General features: G+C 56.3%; 17 protein-coding genes and 1 tRNA gene. 10 read left to right on the top strand and 8 right to left on the bottom strand.

What is annotated here, in order from left to right:
* The first annotated feature begins 1 nt into the window (after position 1).
* Positions 2-1,612, top strand: coding sequence for an ABC transporter ATP-binding protein (locus tag CKW31_RS20935; RefSeq protein ID WP_095099494.1), 1,611 nt, complete (start codon positions 2-4; stop codon positions 1,610-1,612).
* Positions 1,613-1,630: 18 nt separating this feature from the next.
* Complete coding sequence (gene fabI, locus CKW31_RS20940) at positions 1,631-2,425, top strand: enoyl-ACP reductase FabI (RefSeq protein ID WP_087274483.1); 795 nt, start codon at positions 1,631-1,633, stop codon at positions 2,423-2,425.
* A gap of 805 nt (positions 2,426-3,230) precedes the next feature.
* Here fabI and CKW31_RS20945 read toward each other — a convergent pair.
* The 5 genes from CKW31_RS20945 to CKW31_RS20965 form a co-directional block, all read right to left on the bottom strand.
* Positions 3,231-4,232: a lysylphosphatidylglycerol synthase domain-containing protein gene (locus CKW31_RS20945; protein WP_095099497.1), complete on the bottom strand. Its 1,002-nt coding sequence runs from the start codon at positions 4,230-4,232 to the stop codon at positions 3,231-3,233.
* Positions 4,229-5,512, bottom strand: a complete 1,284-nt coding sequence (gene clsB, locus CKW31_RS20950) for a cardiolipin synthase ClsB (protein WP_095099500.1) — start codon at positions 5,510-5,512, stop codon at positions 4,229-4,231. Before clsB ends, CKW31_RS20945 begins: the two co-directional genes overlap by 4 nt.
* The gene (locus tag CKW31_RS20955; protein WP_095099503.1) at positions 5,509-6,294 is read right to left on the bottom strand and encodes an endonuclease/exonuclease/phosphatase family protein; all 786 of its coding nucleotides are present in this window, start codon (positions 6,292-6,294) and stop codon (positions 5,509-5,511) included. The genes clsB and CKW31_RS20955 overlap by 4 nt, the downstream gene beginning before the upstream one ends.
* Positions 6,291-7,220 carry a DUF72 domain-containing protein gene (locus CKW31_RS20960; protein WP_095099505.1) on the bottom strand — a complete coding sequence of 310 codons (930 nt, stop codon included), beginning with the start codon at positions 7,218-7,220 and terminating at the stop codon, positions 6,291-6,293. The genes CKW31_RS20955 and CKW31_RS20960 overlap by 4 nt, the downstream gene beginning before the upstream one ends.
* Positions 7,221-7,362: 142 nt before the next feature.
* Entirely contained in the window at positions 7,363-8,508 is a 1,146-nt protein-coding gene (locus CKW31_RS20965; protein WP_095099507.1) for a hypothetical protein, read from the bottom strand.
* Positions 8,509-9,185: 677 nt separating this feature from the next.
* Here CKW31_RS20965 and CKW31_RS20970 point away from each other — a divergent pair.
* Both CKW31_RS20970 and CKW31_RS20975 read left to right on the top strand, forming a co-directional pair.
* Positions 9,186-9,725, top strand: a complete 540-nt coding sequence (locus CKW31_RS20970) for a cytochrome b (RefSeq protein WP_095099510.1) — start codon at positions 9,186-9,188, stop codon at positions 9,723-9,725.
* 154 nt (positions 9,726-9,879) lie between these two features.
* Complete coding sequence (locus CKW31_RS20975; RefSeq protein ID WP_095099513.1) at positions 9,880-12,045, top strand: outer membrane assembly lipoprotein YfiO; 2,166 nt, start codon at positions 9,880-9,882, stop codon at positions 12,043-12,045.
* Between the two features lie 71 nt (positions 12,046-12,116).
* Here the strand turns inward: CKW31_RS20975 and CKW31_RS20980 are convergent, their stop codons facing one another.
* Positions 12,117-12,683, bottom strand: coding sequence for a cysteine hydrolase family protein (locus CKW31_RS20980; protein ID WP_095099516.1), 567 nt, complete (start codon positions 12,681-12,683; stop codon positions 12,117-12,119).
* Positions 12,684-12,706: 23 nt separating this feature from the next.
* Positions 12,707-13,630, bottom strand: a complete 924-nt coding sequence (locus tag CKW31_RS20985) for a LysR family transcriptional regulator (RefSeq protein ID WP_095099519.1) — start codon at positions 13,628-13,630, stop codon at positions 12,707-12,709.
* Between the two features lie 119 nt (positions 13,631-13,749).
* Between CKW31_RS20985 and CKW31_RS20990 the strand changes: the two genes are divergently transcribed.
* The gene (locus CKW31_RS20990) at positions 13,750-14,499 is read left to right on the top strand and encodes a 3-oxoacyl-ACP reductase family protein (protein ID WP_095099524.1); all 750 of its coding nucleotides are present in this window, start codon (positions 13,750-13,752) and stop codon (positions 14,497-14,499) included.
* A 117-nt stretch (positions 14,500-14,616) separates the two neighbouring features.
* Here CKW31_RS20990 and CKW31_RS20995 read toward each other — a convergent pair.
* Positions 14,617-14,706 (bottom strand) — tRNA-Ser (locus CKW31_RS20995).
* A 127-nt stretch (positions 14,707-14,833) separates the two neighbouring features.
* On the opposite strand from CKW31_RS20995, the gene CKW31_RS21000 reads away from it, so the two are divergent.
* The 5 genes from CKW31_RS21000 to CKW31_RS21020 all read left to right on the top strand — a co-directional run bounded on the left by CKW31_RS21000 (position 14,834) and on the right by CKW31_RS21020 (position 18,116).
* Entirely contained in the window at positions 14,834-15,121 is a 288-nt protein-coding gene (locus tag CKW31_RS21000; RefSeq protein WP_246475143.1) for a hypothetical protein, read from the top strand.
* Positions 15,122-15,259: 138 nt separating this feature from the next.
* Positions 15,260-15,553 carry a DUF6388 family protein gene (locus tag CKW31_RS21005; RefSeq protein ID WP_095099762.1) on the top strand — a complete coding sequence of 98 codons (294 nt, stop codon included), beginning with the start codon at positions 15,260-15,262 and terminating at the stop codon, positions 15,551-15,553.
* Positions 15,554-15,560: 7 nt separating this feature from the next.
* Positions 15,561-16,223, top strand: coding sequence for a bifunctional 2-polyprenyl-6-hydroxyphenol methylase/3-demethylubiquinol 3-O-methyltransferase UbiG (locus CKW31_RS21010; RefSeq protein WP_095099531.1), 663 nt, complete (start codon positions 15,561-15,563; stop codon positions 16,221-16,223).
* Positions 16,224-16,333: 110 nt separating this feature from the next.
* Positions 16,334-17,026: a crotonase/enoyl-CoA hydratase family protein gene (locus tag CKW31_RS21015; RefSeq protein ID WP_095099536.1), complete on the top strand. Its 693-nt coding sequence runs from the start codon at positions 16,334-16,336 to the stop codon at positions 17,024-17,026.
* Between the two features lie 118 nt (positions 17,027-17,144).
* The gene (locus CKW31_RS21020; RefSeq protein ID WP_095099538.1) at positions 17,145-18,116 is read left to right on the top strand and encodes a magnesium and cobalt transport protein CorA; all 972 of its coding nucleotides are present in this window, start codon (positions 17,145-17,147) and stop codon (positions 18,114-18,116) included.
* Positions 18,117-18,118 lie beyond the last annotated feature (2 nt).

Here is an 18,118-nt window from a genome sequence, read left to right on the forward strand (position 1 = left end):
AATGAACAATGACAATCTGATCGAGATCCGCGATCTGGCCGTCGAGTTCGTGTCCGGCGAAGGCTGTCAGCGCGTGGTCGAAGGCATCAATTTTGATATCCGCCGGGGCGAAACCCTGGCGCTGGTGGGTGAAAGCGGCTCAGGTAAATCGGTCACCGCCCACTCGATCCTGCGTCTGCTGCCTTACCCGCTGGCCCGCCACCCAAGCGGCACTATCCGCTATGCCGGTCAGGACCTGTTGACCCTGGACGAGAGAAAACTGCGCAAGATTCGCGGTAATCGCATCGCGATGATCTTCCAGGAGCCGATGACCTCGCTGAACCCATTGCAGTCGATCGAGAAGCAGATCAATGAAGTCCTCGGCCTTCATAAAGGTCTGACCGGCAAGGACGCGACCCGCCGCACCCTTGAACTGCTGGAGCTGGTGGGCATCCCCGAGCCCGTGAAACGCCTGAAAGCCCTGCCCCATGAGTTATCGGGCGGCCAACGGCAACGGGTGATGATCGCCATGGCGCTGGCCAACGAGCCGGAACTGCTGATTGCCGACGAGCCAACCACTGCGCTGGACGTCACGGTACAACTGAAAATCCTCGAACTGCTCAAGGAACTGCAGGCACGTCTGGGCATGGCGTTGCTGCTGATCAGCCATGACTTGAACGTTGTGAAGCAAATAGCCAACCGCGTATGTGTCATGCAGCGCGGTTGCATCGTCGAACAAGCGTCCTGTGACGAATTGTTTCGTTCGCCCCAGCATCCGTACACCAAAATTCTGCTCAGCGCAGAGCCCAGCGGCGGCCCGGCGGCCAACCCGGCGGGCGCACCGCTGCTGGAAGTGGAGGATCTGCGGGTCTGGTTTCCGATCAAGAAAGGCCTGCTCAAACGCACCGTCGATCACGTCAAGGCAGTGGACGGCATCCACTTCAGCCTGCCCAAAGGGCAAACGCTGGGGATTGTCGGTGAAAGCGGCTCGGGCAAATCGACGTTGGGTCTGGCGATTCTTCGTCTGATCGGTAGCCAGGGTGTCATACGTTTCCAGGGCGAAACGCTAGACTGCCTGTCGCAGCAACAGATTCGTCCGTTGCGTCGACAGATGCAGGTGGTTTTTCAGGACCCGTTTGGCAGCTTGAGCCCGCGGATGTCGGTGGGTGAAATCGTTGGCGAAGGCCTGCGTATCCATCGCATGGGCACAGCGGCCGAACAGGAAACTGCAATTATCGAAGCACTCAGAGAGGTAGGACTGGATCCGGAAACACGGCACCGCTACCCTCACGAGTTCTCCGGTGGGCAACGGCAGAGAATCGCCATTGCCCGGGCACTGGTATTGAAACCGGCGCTGATTCTGCTGGACGAGCCCACTTCGGCGCTCGACCGGACAGTGCAGCGTCAGGTAGTCGAGCTACTGCGCTCGCTGCAGACCAAGTACAACCTGACGTATTTGTTTATCAGCCATGACCTGGCTGTCGTCAAAGCCCTCAGCCACCAATTGATGGTGGTCAAGCAGGGTCAAGTGGTCGAACAGGGTGATGCGCAAGAAATCTTTGCCGCACCGCAACATTCTTATACACAGCAGTTGCTGGAAGCCGCCTTTTTGGCACCAGTAGCTGTCGATTAACCTGAAGAGGAACAACACATGGGTTTTCTCGCCGGTAAGCGCGTCCTGATCGTCGGTGTCGCTAGCAAACTGTCCATCGCATCCGGCATCGCTGCCGCCATGCATCGCGAGGGTGCAGAGCTTGCCTTCACCTACCAGAACGACAAACTCAAAGGTCGCGTCGAAGAATTCGCCGCTGGCTGGGGTTCGGGCCCTGAGCTGTGCTTCCCTTGTGACGTCGCCAGTGACGAAGAAATCGCCAAGGTCTTTGAAGACCTGAGCAAGAAATGGGATGGCCTGGACGTGATCGTTCACTCCGTTGGCTTCGCTCCAGGTGACCAACTGGATGGCGACTTCACCGACGCCACTACCCGCGAAGGTTTCCGCATCGCTCACGACATCAGCGCCTACAGCTTCGTGGCATTGGCCAAAGCCGGTCGCGAAATGATGAAAGGCCGCAATGGCAGTCTGCTGACTCTGTCGTACCTGGGTGCCGAGCGCACCATGCCGAACTACAACGTGATGGGTATGGCCAAGGCCAGCCTGGAAGCCGGTGTACGTTATCTGGCAGGCAGCCTGGGTCCGGAAGGCACTCGCGTCAACGCGGTATCGGCCGGTCCGATCCGTACGTTGGCGGCTTCGGGTATCAAGAACTTCCGCAAGATGCTGGCCGCAAACGAGGCGCAAACTCCGCTGCGTCGTAACGTGACCATTGATGAAGTCGGCAACGCTGGCGCGTTCCTGTGTTCGGACCTGGCGTCCGGCATCAGCGGCGAAATCATGTACGTGGACGGTGGTTTCAACACTACTGCTATGGGCAATATCGAAGAGTAATCTTCGAGTACGCCTATGAAAAAGCCCGCGGCTTGTGAGAGTTGCGGGCTTTTTTGTGGGCGTTTGGTTGCTCATGTGTACATATCCGTTATTGCGGTGATGGCGGATATTGGTTGCGCTTTTACAGCGCGTCACTTTCGAACATCCGGAAGCCGGCCCAGCCAAAAGTAACCAAAACGCTCTTGCCCCATCACTCGGCACCTCGCTGGCGCTCGGTGTACCCGCCCACGGTTCAGGATCTGCGTTCGGCCAGCGTGATTTAACGGGGCGCCTCAGATCAAGATCAAAAGCGCGGCGGCCTGACAGCCGACCTGGTTGTTTGAACCTGCTACCTTCGCTCCGGCTAACACGGACCTTGTGGGAGCGGTGCTTGCCCGCGATTCAGGCGCCACGGTACGTCAGATATACCGCGTAATCGTTCATCGCGGGCAAGCACCGCTCCCACATAAAACCGCGTGTATCCAGCCCCTACTCTAGATCTGCTTAGATCTGCTTTTGATTTTGATCTGAGGCACCCCGTTAAACCACGCCGGCCGGAATTCGATATTGCTGCGTGGGGGCTCTTGTTAAATGAAGAGACGGCAGGGATGCCGGTTTAGCCGCCTCAGGCCATGGATGGCCGGTGGCGGCGGCCCTACGCAGCAATGTCGGATTACGGGTATGCCGAGCGACAGCGAGGCACCCAGTGGTTGGGCAAGAGCCTTTTGGTTACTTTTGGCTGGGCCGGCTTCCGGAACCAAAAGTGACGCGCCGTAAGGGCGCAACCAATAGAAGCCGTTACCTAAGTAACGGATATGTGCACAAATCAGGCCTCACCCTCAGCCTGATTCCTCTCCCCCATCTTCTTGCTACGCTTCTCCAGCACCAGATAAACCACCACAGCAATCGTCAACGGCAGCAGAAAGTAAATCGCCCGGTAGCCAATCAGCGCCGCTAGCAACGTGCCCTTGGAGAACTCATCCTGCAGCAAGGTCATGAAGACCGTCTCCAGCACCCCAAGCCCAGCCGGAATATGCGTAATGACACCGGCAATGCTACTGATCAACAACACCCCAAGAATGGCTGGATAAAATGCTTTGTCCGGCAGCAGCGTATAAATCACCAACGCCATCAACGACCAGTTCAGCGCGCCAAGACTGGCCTGTAACAGCGCCTGCTTCATGGAAGGCAGCGTGATTTCCTGCTTGCGAATCGTCCACGAACGGCGCTTGGAAAACCGGCAAGCCAGCAAATACGCACCCGACACCGCCAACAACGCAAAGCCGATCAGCCGTAGCGTTCCAGTCCCTACGGCCCAGTCCTTTGGCAGCTCCAGGAAACCCATGGAGAACACGCCACCAGCCAGAATCATGTAACCCAGCCAGTTAGTAATCAGGCTCAGACTCAAGATACGAGTAATAGTCGGCACATCCAGCCCGAGCCGGGAATACAGGCGATAACGCAAGGCAATCCCGCCGACCCAGGAACTAAGGTTCAGGTTGAACGCATAACAGACAAACGCCACCGGCACGATCTGTTTGATCGCCAACTTGTGCCCGGTATAAAACCGCGCCAATACATCAAAACAGCAATACGTCAGGTAACTGCACAGCGCAATCACCACACCCAAAGCCAGGGTGCTCAGCTTGTAGGATTGCAATGCCTGCTTCACTTCCTGCCAGTCGAGGTTCTTGACCAGCAGGAACAACAACACCGGCACCGCAATGAAGAAGAACAGGTTGAAGGCACGCTTGGCCCACTTCCATTTGTTGCTTTGCTTCTCTTTTTCTTTTGGCTGATCCGAAGACGCCTCATAAGCCTGACTCATAGCGACTTCTCCTGATCCGATTGCAGGCTGGACTTCAATTGTTCTGTCACGCTGCTTTTCTCGTTTTCAACAACGCTGGCTTCAGGAATCACATCCGCAGCCCGCAACGGTTTGAGCCTCATGCCGTGAGCCGGAAACAAGCCAGCGATGGCCGGGAAGTGACGCAGGAAGTGAAAACTCAGGAAGATCATCGGCGCACGCCACCACTGACCGCGTGCTGCGCCCCGCAGGCTCATCTCTTTACTGTGGGTAGCAGCGAGTCCGGTCAAATGCTCGTGCAGATGCTGGTTGAGCTGTTGGTCGCGGATGAACAGGTTTACTTCAAGATTCAGCGCAAGGCTTAGCGGGTCCAGGTTGCTGGAGCCGACGGTGGACCATTCGCGGTCGATCAGCGCGACTTTGCCGTGCAGAGCGCGCTGGGTGTATTCGTGAATTTTCACCCCGTCACGCAATAAATAGGTGTACGTGAGACGCGAGCACACGCGCACGAACGGCATGTCCGGCTGGCCTTGCAGAATCAGCGTGACCTTGACGCCGCGCCGCGCCGCATTGCGCAATTCACGCAGGAAGCGGTAGCTGGGGAAGAAGTAGGCATTGGCGATGGTGATCCGCTGGGTTGCATTGCGAATCGCCAACAAATACTGCTCTTCGATATCCGTGGTGTGCTCTTCGTTGTCACGTTCACACAAGAGCATTCGCGCACTGCCCGCGTGCTGGGTCGCTACTCGCAGCGCCGGGACTTTGGCACGCACGGCCTCACTCAACAGGCGAAGTGCGGACTTATGAATATCGCCGACGATAGGGCCGCGAACCAGAACTGCATAATCCTGTTTGGCGGTCAGACCTGTGTCGCTCATGTGATCAACGCTGTAGTTGATGCCACCGATGAAGGCCAGTTCCCCGTCGATCACCACGACTTTGCGATGCAGACGCCGGAACAGGTTGGTGCGCATGCCCATCAGGCGCGGACGCGGATCGAACAGCTGAATATGCACACCCGCAGCCAGCATCCTGCCGACAAACGACTTGCTGAGATCCGAAGTACCGTAATCGTCGACGGTCACCACGACGTAAGCACCGTTGCTCGCCGCTTCAATTAGTGCTTGCTGCAGTGCTTCCCCGATCCGGTCTTCGAAAATGATGAAGGTTTCCAGCAGCACTTCTTTGCGCGCCGCACGGATGCATTCGAAGACGCGGGTGAAATAGTCTTCGCCGTTGATCAGCAATTCAACCGAATTGCCCTCCTGCCACTGCCCGTGGTTATTCGCCTGATCACTCATAAGGTTAACTCCACTGCCAGCGGCGCATGATCTGAAAGGTGTGACCACGGACGATTGGACAAGACTTTGGGTCGATTGCTCGTGGCATTGCGTACATAAATGCGATCCAGCCGAAGTAACGGCCAGCGCGCGGGAAAGCTTTTAGCGGGAACACCGAAGTGCTTCACGAAAACCTCGTGCATCCCGGTGCCTTCCAGTGCGGCATCTGCGCGCTGACGCCAGTCGTTGAAATCGCCAGCTACGATCACCGGCTCACCTTCAGGTAACCGGGCCAACAACTCGGCGAGCAGCTTCAACTGCTGCAACCGATGATTTTCCCGCAGGCCCAGGTGCACGCAGATGGCATGCACGTGACCGTGATGGGGAACGTCCAGCACACAGTGCAGCAAGCCGCGCTCTTCCGTGCCATGGATCGAGATGTCGAGGTTCTCGTGGTAGCTGATCGGGTACTTGGACAGCAGTGCGTTGCCGTGGTGGCCATGGGGATAGACCGCGTTGCGGCCATAGGCGAAATCGCCCCACATGCTGTCGGCAAGGAATTCGTATTGCGATGTGGTTGGCCAATCCTTGACGCGCTGCGCATGATTTTGATGTTCGCCGTGCACTTCCTGCAAAAACACCACATCGGCGGACACCGAGCGCACCGCGTCCCGCAGCTCGGGCAAAATAAACCGGCGATTCAGAAAGCCGAATCCCATGTGCATGTTCATAGTCAGTACGTTCAGAGAAACGCTGGCGGATGTCGCCGTTCGCACGCCAACGGGCGTTGTGGCAGTGGTCAAAACTCAACTCCTTGCAGGTCGCCCGGCGCAACGTCCAGCCGTTTGGCGAGATCGAAGCGCTCCAGCAATTGACGGGCGTCATACGGCGCACGGACTTTAAGGTCGTTATCGAAGTAGCAGTAGATATCCCGGGACTTGCGTTTAGGAGTCGCAGACTTCCGGGGTTCAGCGATTACCACCTGCGCGTCGGACGGTTGCGAGCCTTTACGCCAGGCATCGATACGATCGCCCCAATGCTCGATGGCCTCTTCTGTATAGCCACTGGCGTAAAGCTTTTTATCGCCGTGCAGTCGCAGGTAGACAAAATCACTGGTCAGGTCTTCGATGTAAGGCCACTTGCCCGCAGTGTCCGCCATCACCAACGCTACCTTGTACTTGCGTAACAAGGTGATGAACTCGGGCACCTTGAAGCTTGCATGACGGATTTCTACCGCATGCCGCAGCCGACCGGTCTTGGGAAGATCCAGATAACCGGGTTTTTGCATTTTTTCGTCGCACTGCGCGGCGCAAAGCCTGGCCTGCTTCATGTCATGAGGCAGTAGCTTAAGGAAGTGTTCGAATTTTTCCGCATCGAATTTGAAGCTCGGCGGAAACTGCCAGAGGATCGGACCCAGTTTCTGTTTGAGCTGAAAAATACCCGACGCAAAGAAATTGGCGACAGGTTTTTCAACCTCATTCAAGCGCCGCACATGGGTAATGAAACGCGGGGCTTTGACACTGAATACAAAATCATCAGGCGTATCGGCATACCAGCGCGCATACAGCTCCGGCGATTGCAGGGCGTAAAACGACCCATTGATCTCGATACTGTTGACCGCACGCGAGGCGAACTTAAGCTCGTTTTTCTGCGTCAGCCCTTCTGGATAGAAGTCGCCCCGCCACGGGACGTAGCGCCAGCCGGAGATGCCAATGCGGATATCGCTCATGATGAGAGGCCCAGTGCAATGCGCGGCGCCTGAAAGCTGCGGACCTCCAGGCGCGATCCTGGCCGAGGTCCACGCCCGCTTTCAGGCATGAATGTTCACGTCATATGAAGCCTGGCACTGGCACAGGTTCCATACCGATTTGTCAGCTCATCCGCGCCTGACTGACCGAGTCCGCGAAGCTTTTGTATTTAAGGCCCAGTTCCGCCGCATAGTAATGAACGTCTGGAAGTTCCATATTAGACATAGTGAAGCCGAGCAGTGCCTCCATGACTGCCATTTGTTCAGACTCGAAACTAACGCTGCCGTCAGCGCGTATGGCGCTGATGCCGTCCTGGCGCTGGCCGTTTTGATTGACCATGATTGCATCGTTGCGCGACACACCATACGGCAGAGCCAGCAGCACCTGCCCCATTCCCACGCGAACCGGATAGCCGCCCGGCAGCCCGTTCGGACCGGGGACATGGGTGATGATTTCATGCTCGGCGTACAGATTCTCCAACAGACGAACCGCGGAGATTGCGTTGAAGAAATTGATATCCACCCCGCCCAGGCTGCGAAAATGTGTGCCTACCGCGTTAAAAATCGCTTCATCAGCAAACTCGCCAGTGCGGTCAAGGTTATCCACCCAATAGGTGAGTCGGTACTGCGTATCGGGGGCCATGCCCGTGCGCGCAACCTGCTGACATAGGCTTTGCTGCGCAACCAGTCGGACCCGAACGCTCTCAGGTGGACGCATGGCCATCCGGGCAATCGACAACCGAACACCGGGAATCATAGTGGCAATACCGCCAATCCCGGTGTCTGGCGCCATGCCCACCTTATCAAGCACCGCGTTGACGGCGTCAGGAAACGCCGCGTTGACGGTCACAACCTTTACCCCGGAATGTTTGATTGCCCGCATAAGTTCGTAGGCTGGCGCAAGATGCATGGGCAACCAGGGACCGAATCGGGCCTTGTCCAGTGCCTGATAGTGCTCCGTTGGTAATTGAGTCATCATCCGCCATGACAGCAACGAAGCACTGTTAAAAATGATGTCCGGGCGAACCCAATAAATAGTCCTGGCGTTCGCCTCTATATTACCTTCGGTCAGATCCATGACGAGGGGATGAGCGGTACACGTACCCCCCATCTGTAAACATCCCAGCCGCAGAAGGTGACAAAGCCGGGTGATTTTTTCCAAATCACGACCGGCCACGTAGAAGATAAAATCATCTCTAGGCATTAACATTTTCAGGATCTGCAGGCACAGGTCGCCCCCGCCTACTAACATAAGCTTTTTCTTTTCCATTTCGGTATTCCCGCCTGGCAGAGGCCCCGGAACCTTTAGTCCGTACGTCGAAGTGCGGCTTACATCACAACAGGGGATCTATTCCGCTCTCGTGATTGCGCCTCTACAGCAAGTCAAAAGCCTTTAACGTTTTACCTGTCTGAACAGCGCCCCCCAATTGAGAACTCCAATCAACTTTATGGGAAACCAAACAGAATCCAAAGACACGTTTAGAGCCTTATAAAGACATTGGATAAGCCCACAAAGCCACTGCCCATTCGGGTGTAACATGACATTTACACCGCTCCCGGCTTTCGACCAGATACTGCCCTGCGAGCAGGTGTAAAGATGGATCCAGGATTAAACACTGTCAATTAACTAACCCGTCTTTAACAGCACTATTGGATATAACTAATCAGGTTTTAAAACCGAACATTCAAACTCAGCGCTCACCTCATGCGCCTGGGCGAGCGCTCATGATCCATGCTTCGGCGACGCAACCTGGTTTCGGGCATGGGTATTGCTGTAACGATGTAAGCGACTCTCAGTCAAAAAAGTGTCCACAGTGCGGGCACTCACTGAACCGCCATTGCTGAGCAAGCGGGAGGATTAGCCGGTCGAAACACGACACGCCATAATCGGGCTGCGACCATTTGCATCTGTGCCTAGAATGCCAAAAGACATCAAGGGAAAACACCGTGAATACACCTTTAGCAGCACGTTATAGCTACAGAGCCCGTTGGCTTCACTGGGTTATGGCCGTCCTGATCGTGCTGGCCTATGCCCTGATCCTGAGCCGCACACAATTTGCCCGTGGTTCTGGCTTGCGAACTTTCGTAGTACAGAGCCACTTCTGGGTTGGCATCCTGGTGCTGACCCTCGCATTTTTCCGCGTTGCTGAGCGACGTCGTCATACACCACCTGATGTCACCCCACCGCTTGAAGGTTTTCTGCGGCTCGCGGCAACCGCTTCTCACTACCTGCTGTATGCATTCCTGTTTGCGCAGCCGCTGCTGGGGCTATTCACAGTGCTGATAGAGAAAGGCTCGCTGCCCGTTCCTTTGACGGATTTTCTGATCCCTTCGCCCTTCCCACTCTCCGAGCGCTTCGCCGAATCACTGGAAGACCTGCACAAATTGCTGGGTTCGATTTTTTACTACGTGATTGGCCTGCATGTCGTCGCCGCGATCTGGCATCACTTTGTACGCAAGGACAATACGCTCAAGCGGATGGTGTAAATCTCACTGATACCAGGTAGGTGTGCGGCAAACGGAGATCCCTTAGGAATGCCTTACATTCAGGCAGCCATACGTAGTTGATAAGAGCAAGGGCCGCTCAAGGTATGATCGCCAACACTGACCGTTACCGCCTCCCTGATATCAAGGACGTTCCATGCAAAACCGCTTGCTGACTTCCCTGGCTATTGCCGTGTGTGCATCGACTTCCTCCCTGGCCAATGCCAGCAGTGATGACGCTTGCTATCCGACCTGGTCGATACTCAGCGAACAACTGGACACTTGCAGCAGCTTGCCTTTCCTGAGCCCAGGCAATGACAGCTCGGTGAATCTGCGGCTGTTACTGGCCAATGCCGGCAAGTTGCAACTGAGCCCCGCGGCACTGAACAAGGATGACCTGGCGGAAGGTTACGGCGAAGTACCGTTTGCTCATTACCGTCTGCTGTCTGTGCCCGGCGACGTCGATGAGGAAGTTGCCAAAGAAGGTCACACACTCGGCCTGAATGAAATGCTTGCCACGCTAGGTATCAAGCGCGAACCCGCAGAGGTGGCCGGCGATATGTTGGTGGACGGCGAAGGCAGCCGCTGTCGCAGCAACAATGAAACCACCGCCACGGACTTTGTTCGCGAATTGATCGGAACACCTGAACTCTCCCCGGCCGAACGCGCTGCTCTGGCCAATAGCCGAATGCAGATGCTCCCGGCCTGCGGGTGGGAACCCGAGCAACTAACCAGTTTGTTACCCCGCGAAATAGCCTCGACCACAGGCAAAGCCTTCGCCACCTATCTGCAAGCGGCGGCCGACTTCTACAGCGGACGTTTCGTCGAAGCGAGCAAAGGCTTCACCTTACTGGCCGACAATCCAAACGAGTGGCTGAAAGACACGGCGCTGTACATGATTGGCCGAACCGAGCTGAATCTGGCTCAGGAAAAGGCCTTCGAGTACGGTGAACTGAGGCCGGAACGCGTCGATGTGGCCGCAGCCAGACGTGCCGAAAGCGCCTTCAGGAACTACGTCGATAATTACCCCTATGGCGTGTACTCCAACACCGCCACTGGCTTGTTGCGCCGGGTACATTGGCTGACCCGGGACAACGACAAGCTTGCCGCTGATTATGAAGCGCAGTTGCTGGCCCCGAGCGGAAACCGCCCGGCTTACGAAGCTCTGGTTCGCGAAGCTGATCTCAAGTTGATCACGCCGAACACAACCGCGGTCAAGTCGCCCATGATCGCAGCCGTCAACGACCTGATGTGGATGCGTGAAGGCTCCGACAAAACGCTGAGCAAAGCCGGTCTGATGGCGCAAAAGGACACGTTCGCCGAACATCCTGAGCTCTTCAACTATTTGCAGGCCGCGTTTGCCCTGTACGTCGAGAACAATCCGGTCAGCGCCTTGCAGCTGCTACCCGATGCCATTCCTGCCGAACTCAACTACCTGGCGTTCAGCCAACAGATGCTGCGTGGGTTGGCTCTGGAAGCCAATCAGGATTCGAAGGACGCACAGGCGCTGTGGCTGCAATTAATGCCTCTGGCCAAATTGCCGCTGCAACATGAACAATTGCAGTTAGCGCTGGCCATGAGCTACGAGCGCGACGAACAACTGGCCAGGGTCTTCGCCGCTGACTCGCCGATCAAAGCCGAAAAAGTGCGTTACATCCTGCTCAGTAAAGCTGCTGATGCGGACCTGTTGCGTCAACAGGTCACTCTGGGTGCGAGCGATACCGAGCGTAATACCGCGCTGTTTGTTTTGCTCTACAAGGACCTGATGCGCAGTCAGTTCGCCGCGTTCGGCGAGGATCTCAAACAATTACCAGAAATCCCCTCAGCAGAAAAACTTAGCTATAGCCTTGGCTATGTCTACGATCAGGGGCAGGCTCTGACGCTGTTTCGCTGGCAAGGCGACAAGGCCGAATCCGGCTACGTCTGTCCGAGTATTGCGGACACCGCCGCGACGTTGGACAAAGATGCGAAGAATCCCCGGAGCCTGAATTGCATGGGCGAATTCATCCTGCGCAACAGTCTGGACAGCATGCCGCTGGACGAAGCGCGTAGCGCCGACGTCCTCGGCGGCACAGCCCCCGGTTTTGCCGGGCAGGTATTCTCCAGGCACAGCGCGTATCAAACCGTTATCGCCAATCCAAAAGCCGACCACGAAGACAAAGCCTACGCACTGTTTCGTGCCATCAACTGCTACGCCCCGTCGGGCAACAATGGTTGTGGCGGTAAAGCGGTAGAGCCCTCAGTACGCAAGGCGTGGTTCAAACAGCTCAAAGGTGGATTTGCCGATACACGCTGGGGTAAATCCTTGCAGTACTACTGGTAATACCAGGTACATGACCAAGTGAGGTGACTTATCCAGAAGATGATCAGGCCCTTTCCCGGCTGAAGCCGGTCCTACGGACGATTCGCATACTTCAGTATTTCTTCGCTGGCGACAACGGTGGCGTATTCCCCGTGCAGATTGCCCAGCGACATGGCATGCACGTCTTCAGCAGTACGTGGCGTATCAAAGAAATCGTTCTTGTCGAAGGTAAAACATCCGTCATGGGGCACGATCACCTCAAACCCCAGATTGCCACCAGCGCGGGCAGTGGATTCCACTGAGTTGTTGGTGACAACACCCACGATAACGACCTGAGTGATGGAATCGTCTTTTAACCACTGCGCCAAGGGCGAATTGCAGAACGCATCAGGCACCTGTTTGCGCAATTCACGCTCACCGTCCAAAGGCAAAAAGGCGGGCTGATATTCAACTCCGGACTGCTCTGGCCAAAACACGGATTCCGGTTCTCGTGAAAAATGCCGGATGTGGATCACAGGCCTTTGGGAATAACGCCAGGCCTGGAGCAGCGCGAGCATTTGCCCTTCAGCCTGAGGATTATTGCGGCGGCCCAATTTGGGATGCTGAATGCCTTGTTGCATATCGATGATCAGTAGCGCGGCGTTAGCGTGAATATCCATTGAGTTGGCTCTGTAAAAAACTTCTAGACCGCACTGAACGCTGCGGGCAGACCCTGCTCGGCGAACTGCTCGAGTACAAAATCCACGAATGCCCGTGTCTTGCCAGGCAACAATTTGTGCTCCGTGTAATAGAGCGAAATATTACCGTCGTCAACGTACCAATCGGGCAATACACGGACAAGTTGACCGCTGCGTAAATACGGCACGGCAAACGGCATACTGACCAACGCGATGCCCAGTCCCTGCTCGGCAGCAGAGCACGCAGCCTCTGAATCACTCATAGTCATGCGCGGCTTCAGGTCAAGGGCGCTGTACCGGTGATCGCGGCTGGTGAGCGGCCAGGAGCGAATTCTTCCCGTCTGCGGCGAGCGGATCAGAATTCCCGGATGGATCTGCAGATCCTCGGGCTGATCAATAAGCGGCTGCCCAGCCAGATAACCCGGCGATGCCACCAGCACCCGGTGCGCAGGCGCCAACTTGCGCGCCACGACTCCTTGCGGCAGATCAAAGCCGCCGCCTATGGCTGCGTCAAATCCCTGCCCGATCAAGTCCACCTGTCGGTTATCGAAATGCCAATCCGGCGTGATAGCCGGGTAACGGCGCAGAAACTCGGCCAGCAGCGGCACGATGTAAAGCCGTCCGAAGATCGTCCCCATGCTGACTTTCAGCGTACCAGTCGGCTGCCCTTCTGCACTGGCGAGATTGGCAACGGCATTTTGAATGGTGGTGAAACTGGCAGCGACTTCCGTCAGAAAACGTTGCCCGGCTTCTGTCAGTGTCAGGCTGCGGGTACTACGCTGGAACAGGCGCACACCCAATCGCGCTTCCAGCCTGGCGACACTTTTACCCACGGCCGCAGGCGTCAGGCTTAGACGCCGTGCCGCTTCGGCAAAGCTGCCCACCTCGGCGCTGCGCACAAAGCATTCGATGCTGCTCAAGTTTTCCATCAGCTGGATTCTAAACTTTTGGTTTACACAGACTATCGCAATTACCGTCTACTCAGGATGCAATCTGCGCTGGATACTGGCTCCCATCAACTCACCTACCCACTGCTCAGGAGAAACTCATGACTCAGCACACACCACTCAGCGGCAAAATAGCGCTCGTTCAAGGTGGCTCACGGGGCATCGGCGCAGCCATCGTCAAACGTCTGATCGAAGAAGGCGCGTCAGTCGCTTTTACCTACGTCAGCTCCGAAGCCAAGGCACTGGAGTTGCAGGACAGCATCACTGGCAATGGCGGCAAGGCCTTGGCAATCAAAGCCGACAGCGCAGACGCAGAAGCCATTCGCAATGCAGTCGCCCTCACGGTTGAAAAATTCGGTCGCGTCGACATCCTGGTCAACAACGCAGGCGTACTCGCCGTCGGTCCGCTGGAAGAATTCAGTCTGGAAGATTTCGACCGCACCCTGGCTATCAACGTGCGCAGCGTATTCATTGCTTCCCAGGCCGCAGCGAAGCACATGGGCGATGGTGGTCGCATCATCAACATCGGCAGCACCAACGCCGATCGCATGCCCTTCGCCGGTGGCGGCGTGTACGCCATGAGCAAATCGGCACTGGTCGGGCTGACCAAAGGCCTCGCCCGGGACCTGGGCCCACGGGGCATCACCATCAACAACGTACAACCCGGCCCGGTCGACACCGACATGAACCCGGCAAGCGGCGACTTCGCCGAATCGCTGATCCCGCTGATGGCTATCGGGCGTTATGGCCACGCTGAAGAGATCGCCAGCTTCGTCGCCTACCTTGCGGGCCCGGAAGCGGGTTACATCACTGGTGCGAGTTTGACGATTGATGGTGGGTTGGGGGCTTGATGGATCGGCGGGCTATCGATTGAGGTGGCTTTGAAGGCAATGAATTAAAGACAAACAGCCAGAAACGAAAAACCCCTGACTTCTCAAGGAAGTCAGGGGTTTCGTTTGTAGCGAATTTGGCGGTGAAGGAGAGATTCGAACTCTCGATACAATTTCTTGTATACACACTTTCCAGGCGTGCTCCTTAAGCCACTCGGACACTTCACCGTATCTCGTCACACCGTTGGTCTGTCGAGGCGCGCTAATGTAGTCGAAAGCTTTTACGAACGCAAAGGTTTTTTCAGAATTTTCATGCGGTTAAGCAAATCCCCCTCTGCGCGCCTAGCGCCAACTCATGATCACAGGGTTTCAACCTATTACCGGTGCTGACCGAGGTGATTTCCTGTGGAGCATTGCTTTATATTCGAATCCTGCTCGGCGGAGATCGAAAGCGATGGCACATTCACCCCGGTATCAAATCTCGGAATCCGTACGCAATATTGAAACAGAGGTGGGCAAGCTGCTGGACCTGGTTGTCATGCTCAAGGAGGCTGGCGACGAAGGATTGTCAGGGAACGTGGCGCTCCAGGCGCACAAACTGTTGGAGGCTGCAGTGGCGCTGAGGATGGCGATGGCGGGTTGATGGCCGCAGACCAATTACACATGACAGACCCGGTGGCACTGGCAGCTCATCCCCCAATCACGCACAATCCCCTTCCCGTCGCTTTGGCGCGTTGCGCTGGAGATGATCGACTTGGCTGCAAACCTGCCGGAGAACCCGATGAATCTGCTCGAATGGAACGACGTTACTCAAGCCAAATACCTTGAGACCAACCCTCTTCTGCGCGATGAAATCCAGGGCCTGAGCGCCAAGGATCAGCAAGATCAGATCAAATGGGCTTTTGAAGATGAAGCAGAAGCACAAGGCATCGAGCCTTGGGAGCTGGCAGCGCAATTGATCGCTGAAACCCCTGAGGAACTCAAGGCCATGCGCCTTGACACCCATCGGCAGGTAGCCGAGGCGCTGGGCATGGACTGGGCCGAATATTGCGAGCTGAACGACATTCAGGAGTAACGCACTGATGAGCACATCGTCCGAAGCAGGGGCTGCCGTTTACTCGCCCCTGACGCTGAAGCTTTATGACGCGTGGGTGCTTGGGATTTCCAACCAGTTCGCCTGGCACTGCCCTACCCGGCAGGTGCTACAGCCATTCTTCGACCGTCACGTGGGCGCACGCCATCTGGATGTGGGTGTCGGCACCGGTTATTACCTGGCCAATGCCCATCTGCCGGACACCACTCATGTCACCTTGCTGGACCTGAACCCCAGTAGCCTTCAAGCCGCCAAAGACCGCTTCGGTCGCGCTGACACGCAAGTCCTGCAGCATGACGTGTTCAAGCCGCTGGATGCCTCGCAGCATGGCCGCTATGACTCGATCTCGCTGTTCTATCTGCTGCATTGCCTGCCGGGCACCATGGCTGACAAGGCCCAGGTGTTTGCCAGCCTCAAGCCCTGCCTGAAAGACAACGGCGTGTTGTTCGGCGCCACCATCCTCGGAGATGCGGCCGGGCACAATGGCTTTGGCCGAAAGCTGATGGACATTTACAACAAGAAAGGGATTTTCGGTAATCGCAGCGATACGGTGGCCGGTCTGCGCAGTGCCCTTGACCAGCACTTCGCTCAGGTGAGCATTGAGGTGGTGGGAAAAGTGGCGCTGTTCAGTGCTCGATCAGCGATTCTGTAAGCTGCCACTGACACCAGACGATCAAAGAAAAGCTGACTCGGTAGTCATCGCTTTACCTGCCCCTTGCGGGTGGGTAACGTCTGCTCACGTCAATAACAAGGAACATTGCCATGAGTGATTTGATCTCTTACCAACTGGAAGATGGCATTGCCACCCTGACGCTGCGCAACGGCAAGGTCAACGCTATTTCTCCTGAGGTAGTGGCCGCTTTCAACAGTGCGCTCGATCAAGCCGTGAAAGATCGTGCGGTGGTGATCATCACCGGTCAGCCCGGAATTCTTTCCGGTGGCTATGACCTGAAAGTCATGACGTCGAGCGCGGAAGCTGCCATCAATCTGGTCAAGGAGGGCTCGACGCTGGCCCGACGCATGCTGGCCCACCCCTTCCCCATCGTGATCGCCTGCCCCGGTCATGCAGTCGCCAAAGGCGCTTTCCTGCTGCTGTCTGCTGATTATCGGATTGGTGTCGAAGGGCCATTCAGCATTGGTTTGAATGAAGTGCAGATCGGCATGACCATGCACCACGTCGGCATTGAGCTGGCCAGGGATCGCTTACGCAAATCGGCTTTCCATCGCTCGGTCATCAACGGTGAAATGTTCGATCCGAAAGGTGCGATGGACGCTGGGTTCCTCGACAAGCTGGTCAGCGTCGAAGACCTGACTGAGGCTGCGCGTACAGCAGCGCTGCAATTGAAAAAGATCAACATGAATGCTCACAAGCACACCAAACTGAAAGTGCGCAAAACGCTGCTGGAAACCCTGGATGCGGCTATTGAAGCCGATCAGCAGCATTCGCTGAGCTGACTTCAATCGCCTGTCGAAACAGGCGTGGGAGAGCCCGCGAACTCGGCGGGTTTTGCCGACTCTTATTCGTGAGCCCGCTGCCGGGCATCCCCCGCCACTCTCAGGATGCAAAACCAAAATGGGTCGAGTCGTTGCCGCTGCGGTATACAGTGCAGGCAAGAAAGTCAGCAATATCAGCCTCGAAGAAGGCGCAGCCTGGGCTGCAAAACCGGGTCATTTTGTATGGATCGGTCTTGAGCAACCAACTGCAGCCGAGCTGTCCAGCCTCAAGGAGCAGTTCAAACTGCATGAGCTGGCCCTTGAAGACGCCCTGGAAGTACACAGCCGCCCCAAGCTGGAAACCTTCGGTGACGCACTGTTTATCGTCACGTACGCACCGGTCAGAGAGAACGGCAAACTCGAGTTTGTTGAAACTCATATCTTTGCTGGCAAGGGTTACATCATCACCTCGCGCAATGGTCACTCCAAATCTTATGGACTGGTGCGCCAACGCTGTGAAGCGCGGCCGCTGCTGCTGGAGCATGGCGAAGACTTCGTGCTCTACGCTTTGCTGGATTTCGTCACTGAAAACTATCAGCCGGTCACGGAAGCCATCCATTGCGAGCTGGAAGAGCTGGAACACAGCGTGCTGACGGGGGCATTGAAAGAGAGCGACATCCAGCGCATCCATAGTCTACGTCGCGACCTGTTGCGCCTGTGGCGTTACGTAGCGCCGATGGTGGAAGTGGGTGAAGAGCTGCAGAAACTCAGCTTCCCTTTCATCGACAAGAACATGCGGCCTTACTTCCGAGATGTGGAGATTCACGTCAAACGGCAGATGGAAGATTTGGGCAACCTGCGTGATATCGCCAGCCAGACCATTGAAATCGGCCTGCTGCTGGAGTCTTCACGTCAAAGTATCGTGCAACGCAAGTTTGCTGCCTATGCGGCGATCCTTGCAGTGCCGACAGCCATCGCGGGCATTTACGGCATGAACTTTGAGAACATGCCGGAGCTGACCTGGCACTATGGGTATTACGTGGTGCTGGGCACGATCGTGACGGTATGTGGCGGGCTGTTCGCGAGCTTCAAGCGTTCAGGTTGGCTTTGAAA

It is taken from the genome of Pseudomonas sp. Irchel 3A5 (assembly GCF_900187575.1).
Lineage (GTDB): Bacteria > Pseudomonadota > Gammaproteobacteria > Pseudomonadales > Pseudomonadaceae > Aquipseudomonas > Aquipseudomonas folii.

What these genes read in the sequence shown, in the direction of transcription:
- CKW31_RS20935 (WP_095099494.1), top strand. Translation starts at nt 2, where the DNA reads ATGAACAATGACAATCTGATCGAGATCCGCGATCTGGCCGTCGAGTTC.
- fabI (WP_087274483.1), top strand. Translation starts at nt 1,631, where the DNA reads ATGGGTTTTCTCGCCGGTAAGCGCGTCCTGATCGTCGGTGTCGCTAGC.
- CKW31_RS20945 (WP_095099497.1), bottom strand. Translation starts at nt 4,232, where the DNA reads ATGAGTCAGGCTTATGAGGCGTCTTCGGATCAGCCAAAAGAAAAAGAG.
- clsB (WP_095099500.1), bottom strand. Translation starts at nt 5,512, where the DNA reads ATGAGTGATCAGGCGAATAACCACGGGCAGTGGCAGGAGGGCAATTCG.
- CKW31_RS20960 (WP_095099505.1), bottom strand. Translation starts at nt 7,220, where the DNA reads ATGAGCGATATCCGCATTGGCATCTCCGGCTGGCGCTACGTCCCGTGG.
- CKW31_RS20965 (WP_095099507.1), bottom strand. Translation starts at nt 8,508, where the DNA reads ATGGAAAAGAAAAAGCTTATGTTAGTAGGCGGGGGCGACCTGTGCCTG.
- CKW31_RS20975 (WP_095099513.1), top strand. Translation starts at nt 9,880, where the DNA reads ATGCAAAACCGCTTGCTGACTTCCCTGGCTATTGCCGTGTGTGCATCG.
- CKW31_RS20980 (WP_095099516.1), bottom strand. Translation starts at nt 12,683, where the DNA reads ATGGATATTCACGCTAACGCCGCGCTACTGATCATCGATATGCAACAA.
- CKW31_RS20985 (WP_095099519.1), bottom strand. Translation starts at nt 13,630, where the DNA reads ATGGAAAACTTGAGCAGCATCGAATGCTTTGTGCGCAGCGCCGAGGTG.
- CKW31_RS20990 (WP_095099524.1), top strand. Translation starts at nt 13,750, where the DNA reads ATGACTCAGCACACACCACTCAGCGGCAAAATAGCGCTCGTTCAAGGT.
- CKW31_RS21000 (WP_246475143.1), top strand. Translation starts at nt 14,834, where the DNA reads ATGATCACAGGGTTTCAACCTATTACCGGTGCTGACCGAGGTGATTTC.
- CKW31_RS21005 (WP_095099762.1), top strand. Translation starts at nt 15,260, where the DNA reads ATGAATCTGCTCGAATGGAACGACGTTACTCAAGCCAAATACCTTGAG.
- CKW31_RS21010 (WP_095099531.1), top strand. Translation starts at nt 15,561, where the DNA reads ATGAGCACATCGTCCGAAGCAGGGGCTGCCGTTTACTCGCCCCTGACG.
- CKW31_RS21015 (WP_095099536.1), top strand. Translation starts at nt 16,334, where the DNA reads ATGAGTGATTTGATCTCTTACCAACTGGAAGATGGCATTGCCACCCTG.
- CKW31_RS21020 (WP_095099538.1), top strand. Translation starts at nt 17,145, where the DNA reads ATGGGTCGAGTCGTTGCCGCTGCGGTATACAGTGCAGGCAAGAAAGTC.